At 39.0% G+C, this 15,683-nt stretch carries 16 protein-coding genes and 4 tRNA genes; 7 read left to right on the top strand and 13 right to left on the bottom strand.

The window, feature by feature from the left end; genetic code table 11:
- The first annotated feature begins 164 nt into the window (after positions 1–164).
- Complete coding sequence (locus AC4CU0_RS09055) at positions 165–1,229, top strand: amidohydrolase family protein (RefSeq protein WP_180111719.1); 1,065 nt, start codon at positions 165–167, stop codon at positions 1,227–1,229.
- Between the two features lie 80 nt (positions 1,230–1,309).
- Here the strand turns inward: AC4CU0_RS09055 and AC4CU0_RS09060 are convergent, their stop codons facing one another.
- Positions 1,310–4,078 (bottom strand): M16 family metallopeptidase, encoded by a 2,769-nt coding sequence (locus AC4CU0_RS09060; protein ID WP_490742985.1) that lies wholly within the window; start codon positions 4,076–4,078, stop codon positions 1,310–1,312.
- A 149-nt stretch (positions 4,079–4,227) separates the two neighbouring features.
- Positions 4,228–5,049 (bottom strand): PhzF family phenazine biosynthesis protein, encoded by an 822-nt coding sequence (locus AC4CU0_RS09065; RefSeq protein WP_490742986.1) that lies wholly within the window; start codon positions 5,047–5,049, stop codon positions 4,228–4,230.
- Positions 5,050–5,153: 104 nt separating this feature from the next.
- Here AC4CU0_RS09065 and AC4CU0_RS09070 point away from each other — a divergent pair, with 104 nt between their 5' ends.
- Positions 5,154–5,762: a flavin reductase family protein gene (locus AC4CU0_RS09070; protein ID WP_490742987.1), complete on the top strand. Its 609-nt coding sequence runs from the start codon at positions 5,154–5,156 to the stop codon at positions 5,760–5,762.
- 109 nt (positions 5,763–5,871) lie between these two features.
- On the top strand, positions 5,872–6,603 hold the full coding sequence (gloB, locus tag AC4CU0_RS09075) for a hydroxyacylglutathione hydrolase (RefSeq protein WP_180183911.1): 732 nt from the start codon (positions 5,872–5,874) through the stop codon (positions 6,601–6,603).
- Between the two features lie 91 nt (positions 6,604–6,694).
- Here gloB and AC4CU0_RS09080 read toward each other — a convergent pair whose 3' ends face one another.
- Complete coding sequence (locus AC4CU0_RS09080) at positions 6,695–6,961, bottom strand: hypothetical protein (protein WP_490742988.1); 267 nt, start codon at positions 6,959–6,961, stop codon at positions 6,695–6,697.
- Between the two features lie 440 nt (positions 6,962–7,401).
- Between AC4CU0_RS09080 and AC4CU0_RS09085 the strand changes: the two genes are divergently transcribed.
- Positions 7,402–7,605 carry a hypothetical protein gene (locus AC4CU0_RS09085; RefSeq protein ID WP_078188846.1) on the top strand — a complete coding sequence of 68 codons (204 nt, stop codon included), beginning with the start codon at positions 7,402–7,404 and terminating at the stop codon, positions 7,603–7,605.
- A 305-nt stretch (positions 7,606–7,910) separates the two neighbouring features.
- Here AC4CU0_RS09085 and AC4CU0_RS09090 read toward each other — a convergent pair.
- From AC4CU0_RS09090 to AC4CU0_RS09115, 6 genes are all read right to left on the bottom strand, one after another.
- Positions 7,911–7,995 (bottom strand) — tRNA-Leu (locus tag AC4CU0_RS09090).
- Positions 7,996–8,068: 73 nt separating this feature from the next.
- Positions 8,069–8,153, bottom strand: a tRNA-Leu gene (locus AC4CU0_RS09095).
- A 36-nt stretch (positions 8,154–8,189) separates the two neighbouring features.
- Positions 8,190–8,263: transfer RNA gene (locus tag AC4CU0_RS09100), tRNA-Trp, on the bottom strand.
- Positions 8,264–8,300: 37 nt separating this feature from the next.
- Positions 8,301–8,385, bottom strand: a tRNA-Leu gene (locus AC4CU0_RS09105).
- Between the two features lie 107 nt (positions 8,386–8,492).
- Positions 8,493–9,317, bottom strand: coding sequence for a protein kinase domain-containing protein (locus tag AC4CU0_RS09110; protein WP_490742989.1), 825 nt, complete (start codon positions 9,315–9,317; stop codon positions 8,493–8,495).
- On the bottom strand, positions 9,295–10,806 hold the full coding sequence (locus AC4CU0_RS09115; RefSeq protein WP_180002994.1) for a DUF3336 domain-containing protein: 1,512 nt from the start codon (positions 10,804–10,806) through the stop codon (positions 9,295–9,297). Before AC4CU0_RS09115 ends, AC4CU0_RS09110 begins: the two co-directional genes overlap by 23 nt.
- A gap of 189 nt (positions 10,807–10,995) precedes the next feature.
- On the opposite strand from AC4CU0_RS09115, the gene AC4CU0_RS09120 reads away from it, so the two are divergent.
- A complete protein-coding gene (locus AC4CU0_RS09120) occupies positions 10,996–11,874 on the top strand; it encodes an ATP-binding protein (protein WP_490742990.1) in 879 nt (292 codons plus the stop codon).
- Positions 11,875–12,109: 235 nt separating this feature from the next.
- Here the strand turns inward: AC4CU0_RS09120 and AC4CU0_RS09125 are convergent, their stop codons facing one another.
- On the bottom strand, positions 12,110–12,499 hold the full coding sequence (locus AC4CU0_RS09125) for a hypothetical protein (RefSeq protein WP_180110621.1): 390 nt from the start codon (positions 12,497–12,499) through the stop codon (positions 12,110–12,112).
- A gap of 132 nt (positions 12,500–12,631) precedes the next feature.
- The gene (tsaD, locus tag AC4CU0_RS09130; RefSeq protein WP_490743490.1) at positions 12,632–13,648 is read right to left on the bottom strand and encodes a tRNA (adenosine(37)-N6)-threonylcarbamoyltransferase complex transferase subunit TsaD; all 1,017 of its coding nucleotides are present in this window, start codon (positions 13,646–13,648) and stop codon (positions 12,632–12,634) included.
- Positions 13,649–13,794: 146 nt separating this feature from the next.
- Between tsaD and rpsU the strand changes: the two genes are divergently transcribed.
- Entirely contained in the window at positions 13,795–14,010 is a 216-nt protein-coding gene (gene rpsU, locus AC4CU0_RS09135) for a 30S ribosomal protein S21 (protein WP_001136722.1), read from the top strand.
- 39 nt (positions 14,011–14,049) lie between these two features.
- A complete protein-coding gene (locus AC4CU0_RS09140; RefSeq protein ID WP_078193617.1) occupies positions 14,050–14,496 on the top strand; it encodes a GatB/YqeY domain-containing protein in 447 nt (148 codons plus the stop codon).
- A 103-nt stretch (positions 14,497–14,599) separates the two neighbouring features.
- Here AC4CU0_RS09140 and AC4CU0_RS09145 read toward each other — a convergent pair whose 3' ends face one another.
- Both AC4CU0_RS09145 and AC4CU0_RS09150 read right to left on the bottom strand, forming a co-directional pair.
- A complete protein-coding gene (locus AC4CU0_RS09145; RefSeq protein WP_180041330.1) occupies positions 14,600–15,157 on the bottom strand; it encodes a GNAT family N-acetyltransferase in 558 nt (185 codons plus the stop codon).
- A 47-nt stretch (positions 15,158–15,204) separates the two neighbouring features.
- Positions 15,205–15,564, bottom strand: coding sequence for a hypothetical protein (locus AC4CU0_RS09150; protein ID WP_111885700.1), 360 nt, complete (start codon positions 15,562–15,564; stop codon positions 15,205–15,207).
- Between the last annotated feature and the right edge of the window lie 119 nt (positions 15,565–15,683).

Consider the following 15,683-nt stretch of genomic DNA (forward strand, 5'->3'; position numbering starts at 1 on the left):
CCTTCGGGGCTTTTTTTATACAACTTCTCTTTCACAAAGCTTTGATTTAATATTCAGTTATAACGTTGTATTTTCATCATTCAAACTATTTTCAGTGCCTCGCGTATTCGGAAATACAATGAAATACGCAAGAAATGGACATGGTTTTAAGGACAAGGATAGCAATGCAGACGCTCGATTTTGCCATCGTGGATTCACATATACATCAATGGGATCCGTACAATACCCCACATGCCGCTTCACTTGCCGTGAAATTATTGGGTAAACATCCCTACTTGCTCGACAAAATGATGCGCTTAGTTAAGCCGCAAGAGTTAATTGACACAGTTGGTTTGACCAAACATGTGACGACACCGTATTTGCCTGAAAATTATAAGCAAGATGCAGGACATTATCAGGTCGATCAAATCGTACATGTAGAAGCGAGCTGGCATGACCATAAAGGTAAAGGGGTAGTTGGTGAAACCAAGTTTATTGAATCCTTAGATTTTAATGCTCAAAAGATTAAACTTGGCGCCATAGTCGGCACTGCAGACCCATGTGACAGTAGTTTTAAGAAAATTCTTAAAATGCATAAACAAGCCTCCCCACATTTTCGTGGCATACGAAAAATGGCAGCTGTACATGAAGACCCAAAAGTTCATGCATGGACCAATGAGCCGCATCTCTATACCAATAAAAAATTTATGAAAGGTTTTGAAGCTCTTGCTCAAATGAATTTAAGTTTTGATGCATGGGTTTATTCAGACCAAATTCGTGATTTAACCGCTTTAGCACGTGCTTTCCCTGAAACATCTATCGTTCTGGATCATTTTGGGACACCTGTCGGTGCCTTTGGACCTGTCGGCTCACATACAGGCTTAACCCAAACTTCACGTGACAATATCTTGTTTCGTTGGAAAGATGATTTAGCTGAACTGGCAAGTTGCCCAAATGTTTATACCAAAATGTCTGGATTATTCATGCCGGTGCTGGGTCATCAGTTTCATAAAGAACAACGCCTTGCATCCAAACAAGAGATTTTCGATTGCGCCTTTCCGCTTATTTCTCATGCTCTACAATGCTTTGGGAAATACCGTGTGATGTTTGGCTCTAACTTCCCGATGGATAGTGTGAGTGCATCCTTGGTGAATATTATTGACGCCTTTTCAGATGCGGTCGCGAGTTATGATCCTGATGCACTGACTTTAGTCTTCCAACAAAATGCCCGTCAGTTCTACCGTCTATAAGTTCGTTAAGATAATCTTGCAATCAAGTCATACTATGTAGCTCAAAAAAATCCTCCAGATGGAGGATTTTTTTATTAAGTTTATTTTTGAGTAGATTTTACAGCTTGACCATATTGGTCAGCCATCACCTCAACCAAACGCTCAGGTTGAATATATTTTTTGATGACAGCATTAACATCCGCTTTGGTCAAACTAGCAATGCGTTGATCACGCTTTTCACGATAGTTTAAATCACGACCTTTTTCTAACTGTGGAATTAACATGCTATGAATGCGACGGTCATCTTCAAGTGCAGTTAAACGCTTTTTCAAAATACTAGCTTTGGCTGCTTCTACTTCCTGTTCCGTCACGCCATTTTTCAATAAGTTTTGCAAAACTTTATGAACAGACTGAGAAACTTGTGCAGATTTACCTGCAGTGTAGTTTGCATCAATACTCAGGACACCCGAATTCACCCACTCATCAAAATTAATGTCTGCACTAAAACCATAAACCAGAGCATTCTTTTCACGTAACTCTTGAGCTAGACGTGAAGACAACTGTGAATCACCAAGTATGTGGCGTAATACTTGTAACGCAGGAGAATCGGTATGCTCTACACCTACAGGTAGAGTCATAATGGCTTGGTAACTACCAAACTCACGCTGTTCAGACAATGCATGCACTTTCTGTGCAGGATACGCTGTAAATGTAGACTCTAAGCGTTGATATGGCTCGCTCGTTTTCCAATCTGCAAATTCTTTTTTCAGAATTTTTTCTATTTGCTTGGTATCAAAATCACCTGTTACCGCAATTTGTGCGTGCTGTGTTTTAAAGAATTTCTGATGTAACTGCTGCACTTGATCACGTGTAGCCGACTCAATTTGTTTTTTCGCAAGTTCAGGTTCGAAGTGATAACGAATATCCCCCGGCTGATAGATCTCAACAATACGCGACAGAGTCATTGCTGCAACGGTATCAGGCTCTGTATAAGGTCGATCCAAACTCGACAAACTTTGCGCTTTGATTAAATCAAATTGTGATTGTTCAAATGCTGGCGCTTTAATAACATCAATGACATATTGCAAAAAGTCAGCAAATTTTTCTTTGCGAGCAACCACCTGAATCATGAGACCATTATCATTTGCACTGACCGTTGCACCACCACCAACATCAATAATTTTATCGGCAATTTGCTGCAAACTTTGATCTTTAGATGCACGGAACATGAGGTAAGCTGTCAAATCTAGTAACTCCCCTTTGTTCATTAAGCTTTGTGCTGTACCAAAATCCAAAGCAATCGTGGCATAGGTTTTGTCATCACGGGTTTTAGTTGGAAACAACGCATACTGAATGCCGTTTTTAAATTTAGCGCGCTGAATCTGCTTTTCTTTCTGATTTAAATATTGCTTAGACTCTGCAACATATTGCTTCACTTCAGCACGATAAACACTCGCATCTTTCAACGGCTCTTCTGCAGGCGCTTGCTGATCTAAAGTTTCAGCAGGTTTCGACGCAACCTGTTGCTGTACTTTCTTTTGGTCTTCAGGTGTTGGTAGAATATTTCCTGTGACTCGGTATTCAGGCTTTAGAAAATCCTTATACACTTGATTCACGTCGCTTACACTCAGCTTTTGTACTTTATCTAAGTCTCGGAAATATTGAGACCAGTCCCCGTTATAAGCCACAGTATAAGAACTGAGACGTTCGCCAAGAGCCGTAGCGCTATTCTTAACATTGTCAGCCATATTTCGAGTCAAGCTTTTAACACGGTTCAGTTCAACATCGTTAAAGGCTTTGTTCTGCTCCACACCTTGTGCAAGACTGGTTGCCACTTTGTTTGCATCATGACTTGGGCCATATATCGCCCCCATTAACACCAAATTAAAATCTTTATCTAACCATGTGGTCGATTGAACTGCGGTTGCTGTCCCTGTTTCCACCATGCTTTGATACAAATGTCCACTTGGCTGTAAGGTATACAAAGTTGGAGATACCGCCAAAGCAGTTTTAATCGGTTCGACTGCACCATTTAAATAAATATTAAATTTGCCAAAGTCACTACCCTTATGAACAGTAAATTCGCGTTGCTTTAATTTCGTTCCATCTAATTTAGGGACTTTGGCCTGTTCAGGAATTTGACGTGCGGCAATTGGGCTAAATTGTTGATCAATTTGTTTTAATACAGCCGCTTTATCAAACTTACCAGAAATCACCATCACTGCATTATTTGGCGCATACCAACGGCGATAGAACTGGTTTAATTCGTTCATATTGATCGATTGAAGTTCTTTCAAATCACCAATCGGTAAACGACCTAAAGATTGATTGCCATAGGCTTCTTTTAAAACTTGGTCGATTAACACTGAAAATGGCTGATCTAAACGAATTTCACGTTCACGCTTAACGATATCAATTTCTGTCGGTACAAATTTTTCCTGAAGTACCAATTTGTCCATCCGTTCTGCTTCCAAATGCAAAACTTGGTCAATCGAACTTTGTTCAGGACGAATCACATTGGTGTATTTCGTTGAATAATAATCCGTACTGGCATTGGTCATCAGCGTGAATTGGTCTAAGCGACGCTGAAATTCATCACCTTTGACATTTTCAGTGCCTTTAAAGGCCAAATGTTCGAGCAAATGTGCCAAACCACCTTTGCCCGCAGGGTCATTTAAAGAACCCGTGAAATACACCGTATTCATAAACACTTTGCTTTCTTTATCGTTTTGCGCCAAAACCACACGAAAACCGTTATCTAATTTATATTCTTCAATGGCTTGTTCAGTTTTAACCAATACAGGTTGAGCAAAGAGGCTTGTACTTAAACCTGCAAAAAAAAGTGAAAGCGTTAAATGTTTAATACGCATGTAATTCAAGTGTCCTTTATATTTAGCATCGATCAGCGCAGTGCTGTCGATCAGATTGGTTTTGATTTTATGCTGAGCTTTTCTGGATTAATAGTTACTTTTTATTAAATACATGCTGCAGAATGAGACAGCATGTATTTGATTTATGTTCAGATATAAATGTCAGACTGCATATATAAACAAGCATAGCCTGAGATTTCTATACGGTCATTTTCGAGCATTTGACAATGTAACTCACCACCACGGCTTGATGCTTGATACGCCAAGATCTGACGCTGGTGTAGACGTTCTGCCCAAATAGGCACGATTCCGGTATGAATAGAACCCGTAACAGGATCTTCATTGATGCCATTACCCGGTGCAAAATAGCGTGAAATGCAGTCATATTGCTGGGCTGCCGCAGTGATTGCAACATCAGTGATCGTACCCGGCGCTGTAATTGCAGTGCGGATTTTGCCGAGTCGTTTTAAAATTTCAAAATTCGGTTGTTCATCCAAAACCTGTTGAGCCGTTTCGTATTCCACGATATACGCCTGCGCATTCAGATAAACCTGCTTAAAAGGTTGACTCAACCCTAGACGTAGCTCTTCAGGATATTCGCTCACGACCTGTGCCCGACGCACAGGGAAATTCATCAGAATTTTTCCATCTTCAGCTTTATTTACGCTAAAAATACCGAGATTTTTGACATGAAATTGGATGTTTTTTTCTACAGTATAAAACTCAAAAAGCACATAACTGCTGGCCAATGTCGCATGTCCACAAAAATCCACTTCAGTGGTCGGCGTAAACCAACGAATTTCATAATTGCTGCTGTCGATTTTTTTCACAAATGCAGTTTCAGACAGATTATTTTCCAAAGCAATCTGTTGCATCAAGTGTTCATCTAACCATTCATCCAACACCAAAACCGCCGCTGGGTTGCCTTTAAATAACACTTGGGTAAATGCGTCCACTTGATACATTTTCATTGATAGAACTCCTGATTTAGTGATTTATATTAAAGGCTTTTGAAAATATTTCATGCGTTATATGCTATGTAACAACACTTTTTAATAAAACATCTAAGTTTTAGATGCACTTAAATATAGGTACAATTTTGAAAACGCATATTCACCCTGTTCCTTTAGAAAAATCATACCGACTTTTAAATCATGGCCCGACTGTGCTCGTCTCTGCTCAGGATCAAACCCATACTGGTGTGATGACTGCAGCATGGGCATGCGCCTTAGAGTTCAACCCTGCAAAAGTGACGGTAGTACTGGATAAATCAACTAAAACACGTGAGATTATTGAAAATTCAGGTTATTTCGCCTTACAAGTACCAACACTGAAACAACTCAAACTGGTCTATGCACTTGGCATGATGAGCCAACGTGATGCGCCAGAAAAATTGCGCCAATGTGGCGTAGAATTATTTCAATTTAATCACTCAGATATTCCTGTAGTTGAAGGTTGTGCTGCTTGGCTACTGTGCAAACTTATTCCTGAACCTCACAATCAACAAGCGCACGATCTGTTTATTGGCGAAGTCATTGCTGCCTATGCAGACGACCGCGTCTTCCGTAACGGACATTGGTATTATCATGAAGTAGCAGATGAATGGAAAAGCCTACACCATGTTGCTGGCGGGCACTTTTATACCATTGGTAATCCCGTATCTGTAGACGAGACACCAGACTAAAATAGTGCTATGAACTCTGTCGTTTACCTAGGGTTGAAAATCGATAATCATACCTTTTGAGCATTTTCATGCTAACTTTAACTTAATTTTAAATATTGAATGAATGGATATGACGTTTAAAATACATACATTGGATGTCAAAAATTCACTGCAAAATTATATTTGGCTGCTTGAACACACCGAAAGCCATGATGTCATTGCAGTAGATCCTACTGAAGCTGCCTTGGTCGAGCGCTATTGTCAGGAACATCAACTCAATCTTACGCAAATTTGGCTAACGCATTGGCATAAAGATCACGTCGGTGGCGTACCAGAACTTATTCAGGATAAAAACATTGCTGTTTACGGTCCCCGTGCAGAATTGAGCCGTATTCCATGGGTGAATTATCCTCTCGATCATAATGACCGTTTTGAATTTCATGGTCTTGAAGTTGAAATAACAGCAACGCCCGGCCACACCCTCGGTCATATCGTATATTTTATCGATGACATTCATACACTTTTCTGTGGCGATGTATTATTTGCTATGGGCTGTGGACGTGTATTTGAAGGCACCTTTCAACAAATGTACGATTCCTTGAACCGTATAGCCGCATTCCCTGCTGAAACTCAAGTGTATTGTACTCACGAATACACCCTATCGAATGCGCAGTTTGCGCGGCATGTTGAACCTGACAACCTTGCCATACAACAGCGGTTTGATGAGGTTGAATCCCTACGCATGCTCGGGAAATGTACTTTGCCAAGCAGCATTGAATTAGAACTAGAAACCAATCCATTTTTACGTGCAGAAAGTGTTGAAGCGTTTCAGCGCTTAAGAGAACTCAAAGACAATTTTTAATTGGATTGCGAGTTATAAGCATTTTAGATTTCATCACAAATAAACTGTTTTATTTGTGATGAATATTTCGGGACGATTTATCATTCTATATTTATAAAATTTGATTGGTGGCAGCAAATTCATCCAATTCAGCTTGAGTCACAACTCGAACCGCTTGCATTTCATCGATACGTACCATCAATAAACCACCTAATGCCGGCTGATAACGTCGTGCACTACCAAATGGTGTATATATCACTTTCGATTGCTCCGAAAAGACCAACCAATCTTCATGTCCAAGCATCACCGCAACAGGCGTCTGTCCCGCTTGTTGCATCTGTTCAATTTTTGCTTTGACATCGTGCTCAATGTTCTGCATGCGTTCAATCTATTTATATCGATGGGACATAGTATAAAAGCATTTCGACAAATCTTGATGTGAAATAACTTTGCATGCTCACCTATCCAGTTAATTTGGCTGTGAACAAGTCTTTATTTGCAATCAATACTGCACACCTAATCCACTATACTTTCTTAGTTAAGTCATCGCTTATTTTGCACACAGCTTCTCTATAGGCATAGGATAGATTTTAAGCCAGCAGTTAAAACCTAAATTTTTAAAATACGTTATATTTACTTACATTAAGTTTAGCTTGTTATAAAACAGCGAGTTAAATGAATTTATACAGTTTACAAGCCGATAATCTGTTTATTTATCCATCAAAATTTCATATTTTAAATAAAAGTTTTCCATTTCCCCTTTAAAAAATATTTTGACACCCCTATTTAATATTTTAATGATTGATAAGGAGTTCGCTCGTGAAAAAAGTGGTTAAAGCAAAAAATTTAGTTGCCTTCCGTCTTTGGTTAGAAAAGTTAGGATATTCTGTTCGCACACTGGCAGATAATCGTGGATTTACATTCAGTTTTAAAAAAGAATACGGTCTAGTGACTGTAGATTTGTCTGGTAATGCTTTGGCCATGCAGCTGGGTGAAGAGTTTGAAGATCATTTAAAGGCGTAATCTTCTTTATAATTTATTCGAACGATTAGAAATAAATGATTTAATTCGATTGATTCGAATCCACATTTCAAAATTTGCCCGTATATTCGGGCTTTTTTTCACCTTTGTTTTACTGATTCATTTTAACGAGAGAAATTTCAGACAATAAAAAAACAAGATTAGACATCTTGCTGTATCTCTTGGTTCATCATCTTTCATTAGATTTTATTATTAGAATTAGTCTTCAAAAAAGACCATGTTTAAGACACTGATTTTTTCGAATTTCAAAAACAAAAAAGCAAGGTATAAAACCTTGCTTAATCTAATGGTGGGGACGGAGAGACTCGAACTCTCACACCTCGCGGCGCTGGAACCTAAATCCAGTGCGTCTACCAATTTCGCCACGTCCCCAACTCGGGTGCTGACAATGTCAGACTTTAATTTGTTTTAAAAACCTGTTTATTTGGCAACTTAATAAATTAAGTGGTGGGGACGGAGAGACTCGAACTCTCACACCTTGCGGCGCTGGAACCTAAATCCAGTGCGTCTACCAATTTCGCCACGTCCCCAACAGGATTGCTGACAATGTCAGACTTTTTAAAACTTGGCAGAGGATCAAGGATTCGAACCTTGACGAACGGTTTTGGAGACCGTCATGCTACCATTACACCAATCCTCTGTGACCTTCACTACTAAACTCATGTTTAGTAATTCAGTGGTGGGGACGGAGAGACTCGAACTCTCACACCTCGCGGCGCTGGAACCTAAATCCAGTGCGTCTACCAATTTCGCCACGTCCCCGATGGCTGTGTATATTATAGAGATCACCCCTACATGACAAGCCTTTTTTATAAAAAAGCATCTTGTTTGTTTAAATAAAAAACAATAGTGCTTTTTTTGTATTTTTCTTAAGCAAATTCAGCAACTAAGTCGCTTTTTAAGCGATAAAAATCCACCAATCTGTCATTTTTTTGCTTCATCAACATGTGTTGCAATAGCTGAGTAAACCCTTGATATTGCATTGGCAGATCAAGCTTTAAGCGTTGGCAATGTAAATAGGCCCAATCTTCATAGTTTTTCGCCTCTAAACGCTGTGATGTCAGCCATTCCAAGAAAATAATCCCCAAAGCATAGATATCACTGTGCAAAGATTTCGCTTGTCCATGGAAAAGTTCGGGAGCCATATAACGTGGTGTCGCAGTTAAGGCATCTAACTGATCAAATTCTAAAGGTAGCGCTTGCTCAAAATCGATGAGTCTGCACTGCCCTTGCCAATCCACAAAATGCTCTTGTTTTAAATCTGCATGTATCCAACCGTGCAAGCTTAATCGTTCAACCACATCGAGTGCTTGCCATAGCACTTGCCTCACCTGTTCGATGCTCAAACTCGATGCAGGCTGTACGAACCAAGGCTCAGCATTCGGCAATATTAATAGTTGGTCAATAGACTCTTGCTGAATACTGAGATGCGACTGTTTTATCACTTGAAAAGGTAGCGTGATGCTGTTTTGTGTAGACGCTTGACTAAATAGTTGGTACAGCTCAATTTCACGACCAAAACTGGCTGCATGTTCAGGGCTGCTGTCACTGACTTGTGCCTTGAGCCAATAACGTTGTTGGTAAAATTGAAATTGATATAGACGACGGCCAAAGACCAAACTTTTAGATTTGGTTTTTGGCTCATAAATGATTTGCGTTAAATCTGTGGACTTAAACCGCAATAAACTCTGCATGTCGTTGACTGGGTTCATTTTGATAATTTAATAATTCCAAACAATGCTGAATGGTCTTACCGATGCGAGCTTGCGTTTCGATTAATGAAATCTTCGGCCAAGTGGCTCTTTCACCTTCACGTTGCAATACTTTAAACAGGTAGGGTCGAGGATTTTGCAGCATATAACTATAGTGTCTTAAGCCATATTTCCCCACAATATTGACATCACCATAGTAACGCTGATCCACCACGCCATAACCATGATCAAGCAAACGTCTTACAGGTGGGATACTTCCTGCACGCTCACGGGCAAAATCCATCACCCCTTTACTAATCACCTTACCTTGACGACGAACGATCCGCTCAGGCCAACTCAACATGCTTTTACGAAAACGTGAAGCATCATCCTGCATAAATGGCACAATATGCGGATTGACCTGACTGGCGATACTATAATTAATATTATATAGACGTGCCATTTTCTCCTGTGGGAAATCACTGCGCACACTACCATCCACCCAACGTGTAGCCGACATATATGGCGTAAATTGCCCGTCATAACGCTTACTGGTCAGTCGTACCGGTGGAAATAGAATAGGCACTGCACAAGATGCCAACACCGCACTCCATACCAACAAATCGGGGGAGGTATACGCATTCATAATTCTTGCATCTTGTGATGCATCATAAGGCGCAACTGCCACATTGATATGTAGACCTGATTGCTTATATGCTTCGGCAAAAGTTAAGTCACCTAAGTTTTCAACCAAAAACTTTTTCAGATATTTTACATCTGCCAAACCGCCATTACCCTGCACTAACTCAGTCAATTTACGAAAGTGAAATGCCTCACTAAAGAAGTTTTGTCCATTTAATAAATTGGTAAATTCTGACGGTTTAGATACACCCAACATCCCGGTCATAATGGCGCCAGCACTGGAACCTGACAGGACTTTGGGCATGAGGTCTTGTTCCATCAGTGCTTTACACACACCGGTATGAAACAAACCTAAAGTTGAACCGCCTGAAAACATCAAAACAGGTTGACCATAGGCTTTTTGGCTTTGTTCAAAAAATTCAATTTTTTGTGCAGCATCAAGACAAACGCACTCTTCAGATGCGATAAATGCCAAACTTTTACTCACTTCATCAACATAGTCTTCAATAATTTTTTTGGTGCCGACGTAGGCTTCTGTAAACAGTAAAGGATGAGCAATATTGCCCACATCATAAGTTAAACCTTCACTTAAAATGTACATCAAATCTCGAGTACGTTTCTGAGCACGATATCGTCTCAGTAACCCTAAACGATGAGTAATAATTTCTGCATCAAAATACGGTGAACTATTATCGAATTTCCATTCTTGCGCACCCGATTCTTCATCTATTTTAAGTGCGATATCTTTCCATTCTTCATAACATTCAGCACGGTCGAGCTGACGCTTTAATTTTTTTATCCGATATGCCTGATGTGGATTAATACTTTTTGAAAACCCTGTAAACAACATGACTATCCCTCAGCACACTTTAAACTGTTCACTCGGCTAGATTTATAACAACTTTTTGGTTGTTCGAATAGCGCAGATCTGCCAGAACAATCATTAAACTTTGACATATTTCAGCAATTATAACTGCATTATTGATGTACACTGCTGTCATATACTAACCAACAACAAGACACGACAAGCTGACTTATCATGGCTACAATTGATTTACCTGACAACATCCTTCAATCGCTATCTACTGTACTCTTACAACTACAGCACAGTTTGCCTGAGCTTAAACAAGCACCCGATTTTTCGAGTATCGCGTTTAAATGGCAAGATAAACAGCTTAAAGCCATTCAACAGCCCAAAGTCATGTATTTAGAAGATTTAAAAGGAATTGAACGTCAAAAAGAAAAAGTGATTCAAAACACTTTACAGTTTTTAAAAGGCTTACCTGCCAATGATGTTTTACTCACTGGCTCTCGTGGTACAGGTAAATCATCCATCGTCCGTGCTCTGCTCACCCATTATGCAGACCAAGGTTTACGTTTAATTGAAATTGAGCGTGATGATCTATCTGATTTACCAGAAATCCAAAATTTAATTAAAAATCGCCCTGAAAAATTTATCGTATATTGTGATGATTTGGCATTCAATGCTGAAGATGAAAACTATCGCAGTTTAAAAAGTGTTTTGGATGGTTCATTACAATCAGGTTCAAGTAATTTTATTATTTATGCTACCAGTAACCGTCGTCATTTATTGCCAGAATTCATGCATGAAAACACACCTGTAACCAAGGTAGATGTGCCTCAATATACTGAGCTCCATCCACAAGAAGCGATCGAAGAAAAAATATCTCTTTCTGACCGCTTTGGGATGTGGCTGTCGTTTTACCCAATGGATCAAAATTTATATCTCGAAATTGTGGAACACTATTTGGCAAAAGCTGCAATGCCTTGGACAGATGAAGCGCGTGCTGAAGCACTGCGTTGGTGTCAAGGTCGTGGGCAACGTTCAGGCCGTGCTGCTTATCAGTTTTCAAAGCATTGGATTGGCTCTGAAAATCTAAAGGCCTTGGCAAAATAACGTCTACAATATTTTTATGATCTGAAAATATAAGTTCTGCAAAGCCAGTCAGACAATTTCAGCTAAAAGCAGCTATGTCATCATTGGCTGCTTTTAAGTTTATCGAACTATATTTTAACTTTTTTAGTGAATAAATCGCGTGACCACAATTCTGAACATTCATTATTTCGCTAAATTGAGTTGAGCGATTCACATATAAGGTTCTGATGCCTAATATTTTGAGTTTATAATTGCGCTATGCTTGTGAAAAACATATATCAATTACACTTATATTTTCCTTTAAATTAACTTTAATCATATTTGTATCTTCAAAAGTTGAATCAAAAATTTGCTTTTCATTTTTTAAGACTTTGAATTTCCCTATTGAGGTTGCTTCTGATACGTCATTTTTCAAGGCATCTATTTGAATTTGTTCTTCATTTTCAGATTTTGCTGATACAGTAAATTTCAATGCACTTGTTGGAATACCACGTAAATTAAAATGCTGATTTACAATTTCCTTTAACAATGTCTGACATTCAAAAGAGTTCTTAAAAGTACTCTTTAGCTCAGTTGCTGTTTCTTGTTTCGTACTACAAGCAGACAAAGAAATAACCATAAATCCTAGTGCTAATAATTTATTCATCTTTAATTTTTTTAGTTAAGTTGAAAACTTAGCATAACAAAAGACTCAGATAGATGAACATAACATTCACTATAATTTTTTTTCATTTCCCCAAAAAAAAGAGGCTAATTTAGCCTCCTTTTTAAACGATTTTCACGCTTCGTTTGGATTACTTAATTCCGTCATCGGCCAACGCGGTGTCGTCGTAACAGACAAACCATCATGCTGACCGGCTTTAAGACGCTGATAACCAGCAAACGCAATCATTGCACCATTATCTGTACAAAGCGCAGGTTCTGCATAAAACACATTTGCACGGATTTTTGCCAAGTCAGCTTCTAAGCGCTCACGTAAACGTTTGTTCGCACTTACACCACCAGCAATGACTAAACGTTTTAAACCAGTTTGTTTTAAGGCCTTCACTGATTTTTTCACCAAAGTATCAACTAACGCTTCTTGGAAAGATGCAGCGATATCCGCCTCACGACCTTCGCCTTCAACTTTTTTCAATTGAACTGAAACGGCAGTTTTTAGCCCACTAAATGAAAAATCTAAACCTTGGTGTAGCATTGGACGTGGAAATTCAAAGGCATTGATGTCGCCATTCATCGCCAATTTCGAAATATTTGGACCACCTGGGTATGGTAGCCCCATCATTTTAGCGACTTTATCGAATGCCTCACCTGCTGCATCATCAATCGACTCACCCAATAATTCATATTGACCGATTCCATAAGCAGCCATCAATTGAGTATGTCCGCCAGAGACTAAAAGTGCCACAAATGGAAATTCTGGTGGAGTTTTAGACAACAAAGGCGCCAACATATGACCTTCCATATGGTGCACACCAATTGCAGGTTTATTCAGTGCAAACGCCAACGTGCGACCAAACAATGCACCAGTCATTAAGGCACCCATCAAGCCCGGTCCACGAGTATATGCAATTGCATCAATTTCAGATTTATCTATCTGACTTTCTTCAAGCAGTTGTTTTAATAACGGAATTAACTTACGCACATGGTCACGTGAAGCTAATTCAGGTACCACACCACCATATTCTGCATGCAGTTTGATTTGGCTATACAATACTTGTCCGCGTAATCCTTGCTCACTATCGTAGAGTGCGAGTCCTGTTTCATCACACGAAGTTTCCAAGCCTAAAACGATCATTAAACTGCCTTTTGCCCATTTCAAAATATTGCGAAACCTATTATAGACTTGTGATATGAGATGTAAATGAGTAAAATACTGACCTTCACTTGTGATCAAGGGTAATTCGACCCGAGATCTTATCCATAACTTAATGAGGATTCTTCATGCCACAAGTTAAATTGAAAGAAGGCGAACCAGTAGACGTAGCTATCCGTCGTTTCAAACGTTCATGCGAAAAAGCGGGTGTTCTTGCTGACGTTCGTAAACGTGAATTCTACGAAAAACCAACTCAAGAACGTAAACGTAAAAAAGCTGCTGCTGTTAAACGCTACCAAAAGAAATTGGCTCGCGAATCAGTACGTACTACTCGCCTTTACTAAGATTAATTTGTGATTGATTGACTAACCTGGACAAGATAAATGACTACTTTAAAAAACCAAATAACTGAAGTTTTAAAAGCCGCTATGCGTGCTAAAGAAATGGACAAGTTAACGGTAATACGTAGTCTACAGGCAGCAATCAAGCAAATCGAAGTCGATGAGCGCATAGAGCTTGACGATAAGCAAGTTCTTGCGGTCATTGAAAAGCAAATCAAACAACGCAAAGAATCGGTTAAAGCCTTTTTAGGTGCAAATCGAGATGATTTAGCTAGTAAGGAACAAGCCGAGATTGAGGTGTTATCTCAATTTCTACCAGAAGCTATGACTGAGGAAGAACTTGATTCCATCATTGCGCAAACAATTACTGCGCAAGAAGCTACTAGCATGAAAGATATGGGTAAGGTGATGAACTCTCTACGTCCGCTCATAGCCGGACGTGCCGATCCTGCACAAGTTTCAGCTAAAATTAAAGCGAAACTCTCTTAATCTTTCATCTATATTGTTTGATTTGGTCTATTTAAGTACGCTGATGACTTAAATAGCCAAATTATCCAAATTCAAATTTATTCATCATTTATAATTTTCTTTCTTATCTAACGATTTCATACTTACAAATATCTCGCCAACTTCCATCTACTGGATTTTGAATTGCAGCTTGTTCGATTTCAATCAATTTAAAATTTGCTCGTTCACATAGACGTCGTGCTTGCTTGTTTTCTACATCTACAAAAGCGTTTAATTGTTGAAATCCTAGATCATTCAATAATTGATCCACAAATAACTGCAAAGCTTCTGTCATCAAGCCCTGCCCTTTAAATTCAACATTTCCCCAAAATCCAACGGCAGCTTGGTTTTCCATCCAATTGATTTGATGAATATCCATGACACCTAAAAAGTTATGCGACTGTTGCTCACGAATCACATAAACAAAATTTTCCTGATTTAACGCTGCCAACACTCTCGAATCACAAAATGCCAATGAAGCATCTAAATTAGGTTCTTGTAAGGACCAAGCCAAACTTGCAGGAAACATTCGTAAGGTTTCTATACTTTGACAAATAGCCTCATAAAGTGCTTTTGCATCGTGGCGCTGAATCAACTGAAGCGTGATTCTGCCATGACTCATACCAAAATCATCGAGTTTCATTTTTATTCAGTTTCTCGTGATGATTTAAAATGCTTATAAATTTATTTTTAATTTAGGGCACATTGCACATTATATTTTTTTAATAATTGCATCTCTTTTGATGCGATCACCTGCTGAATCACATCCTGCTTATTCATATTACGGTACTCACGATCTAAAAATGCACGATTTTCGTCTGCAGCACGATATAGATCATTTACATAAGTCTGAACAATACCGCAGTATTTCACTTGCTGGTCTGCTTTAAATCCCTGTTGCTGTGGGTCTAACTGACTAAAAAATTGGCGTACATCGGTTTTATATTTTTCGTTAATATCATTCACAGCAATCACATATTGCTCTGCGCTAGCAGCTGCAATATTCGTTGCTAAGCCCAACAGACAGGCCGCCAAAATCATATTTTTCATTTGTAAGTTCTTAATCATAAAACATTTTACATCCAGCTAGTTTACACTGATTAATCCAAGCCACTAAAACTACAATTTACACTTTATAATCGACATAGATAAGTGCATCACATTTGAAA

The sequence above is a fragment of the Acinetobacter sp. LipI_15 genome, assembly GCF_058242865.1.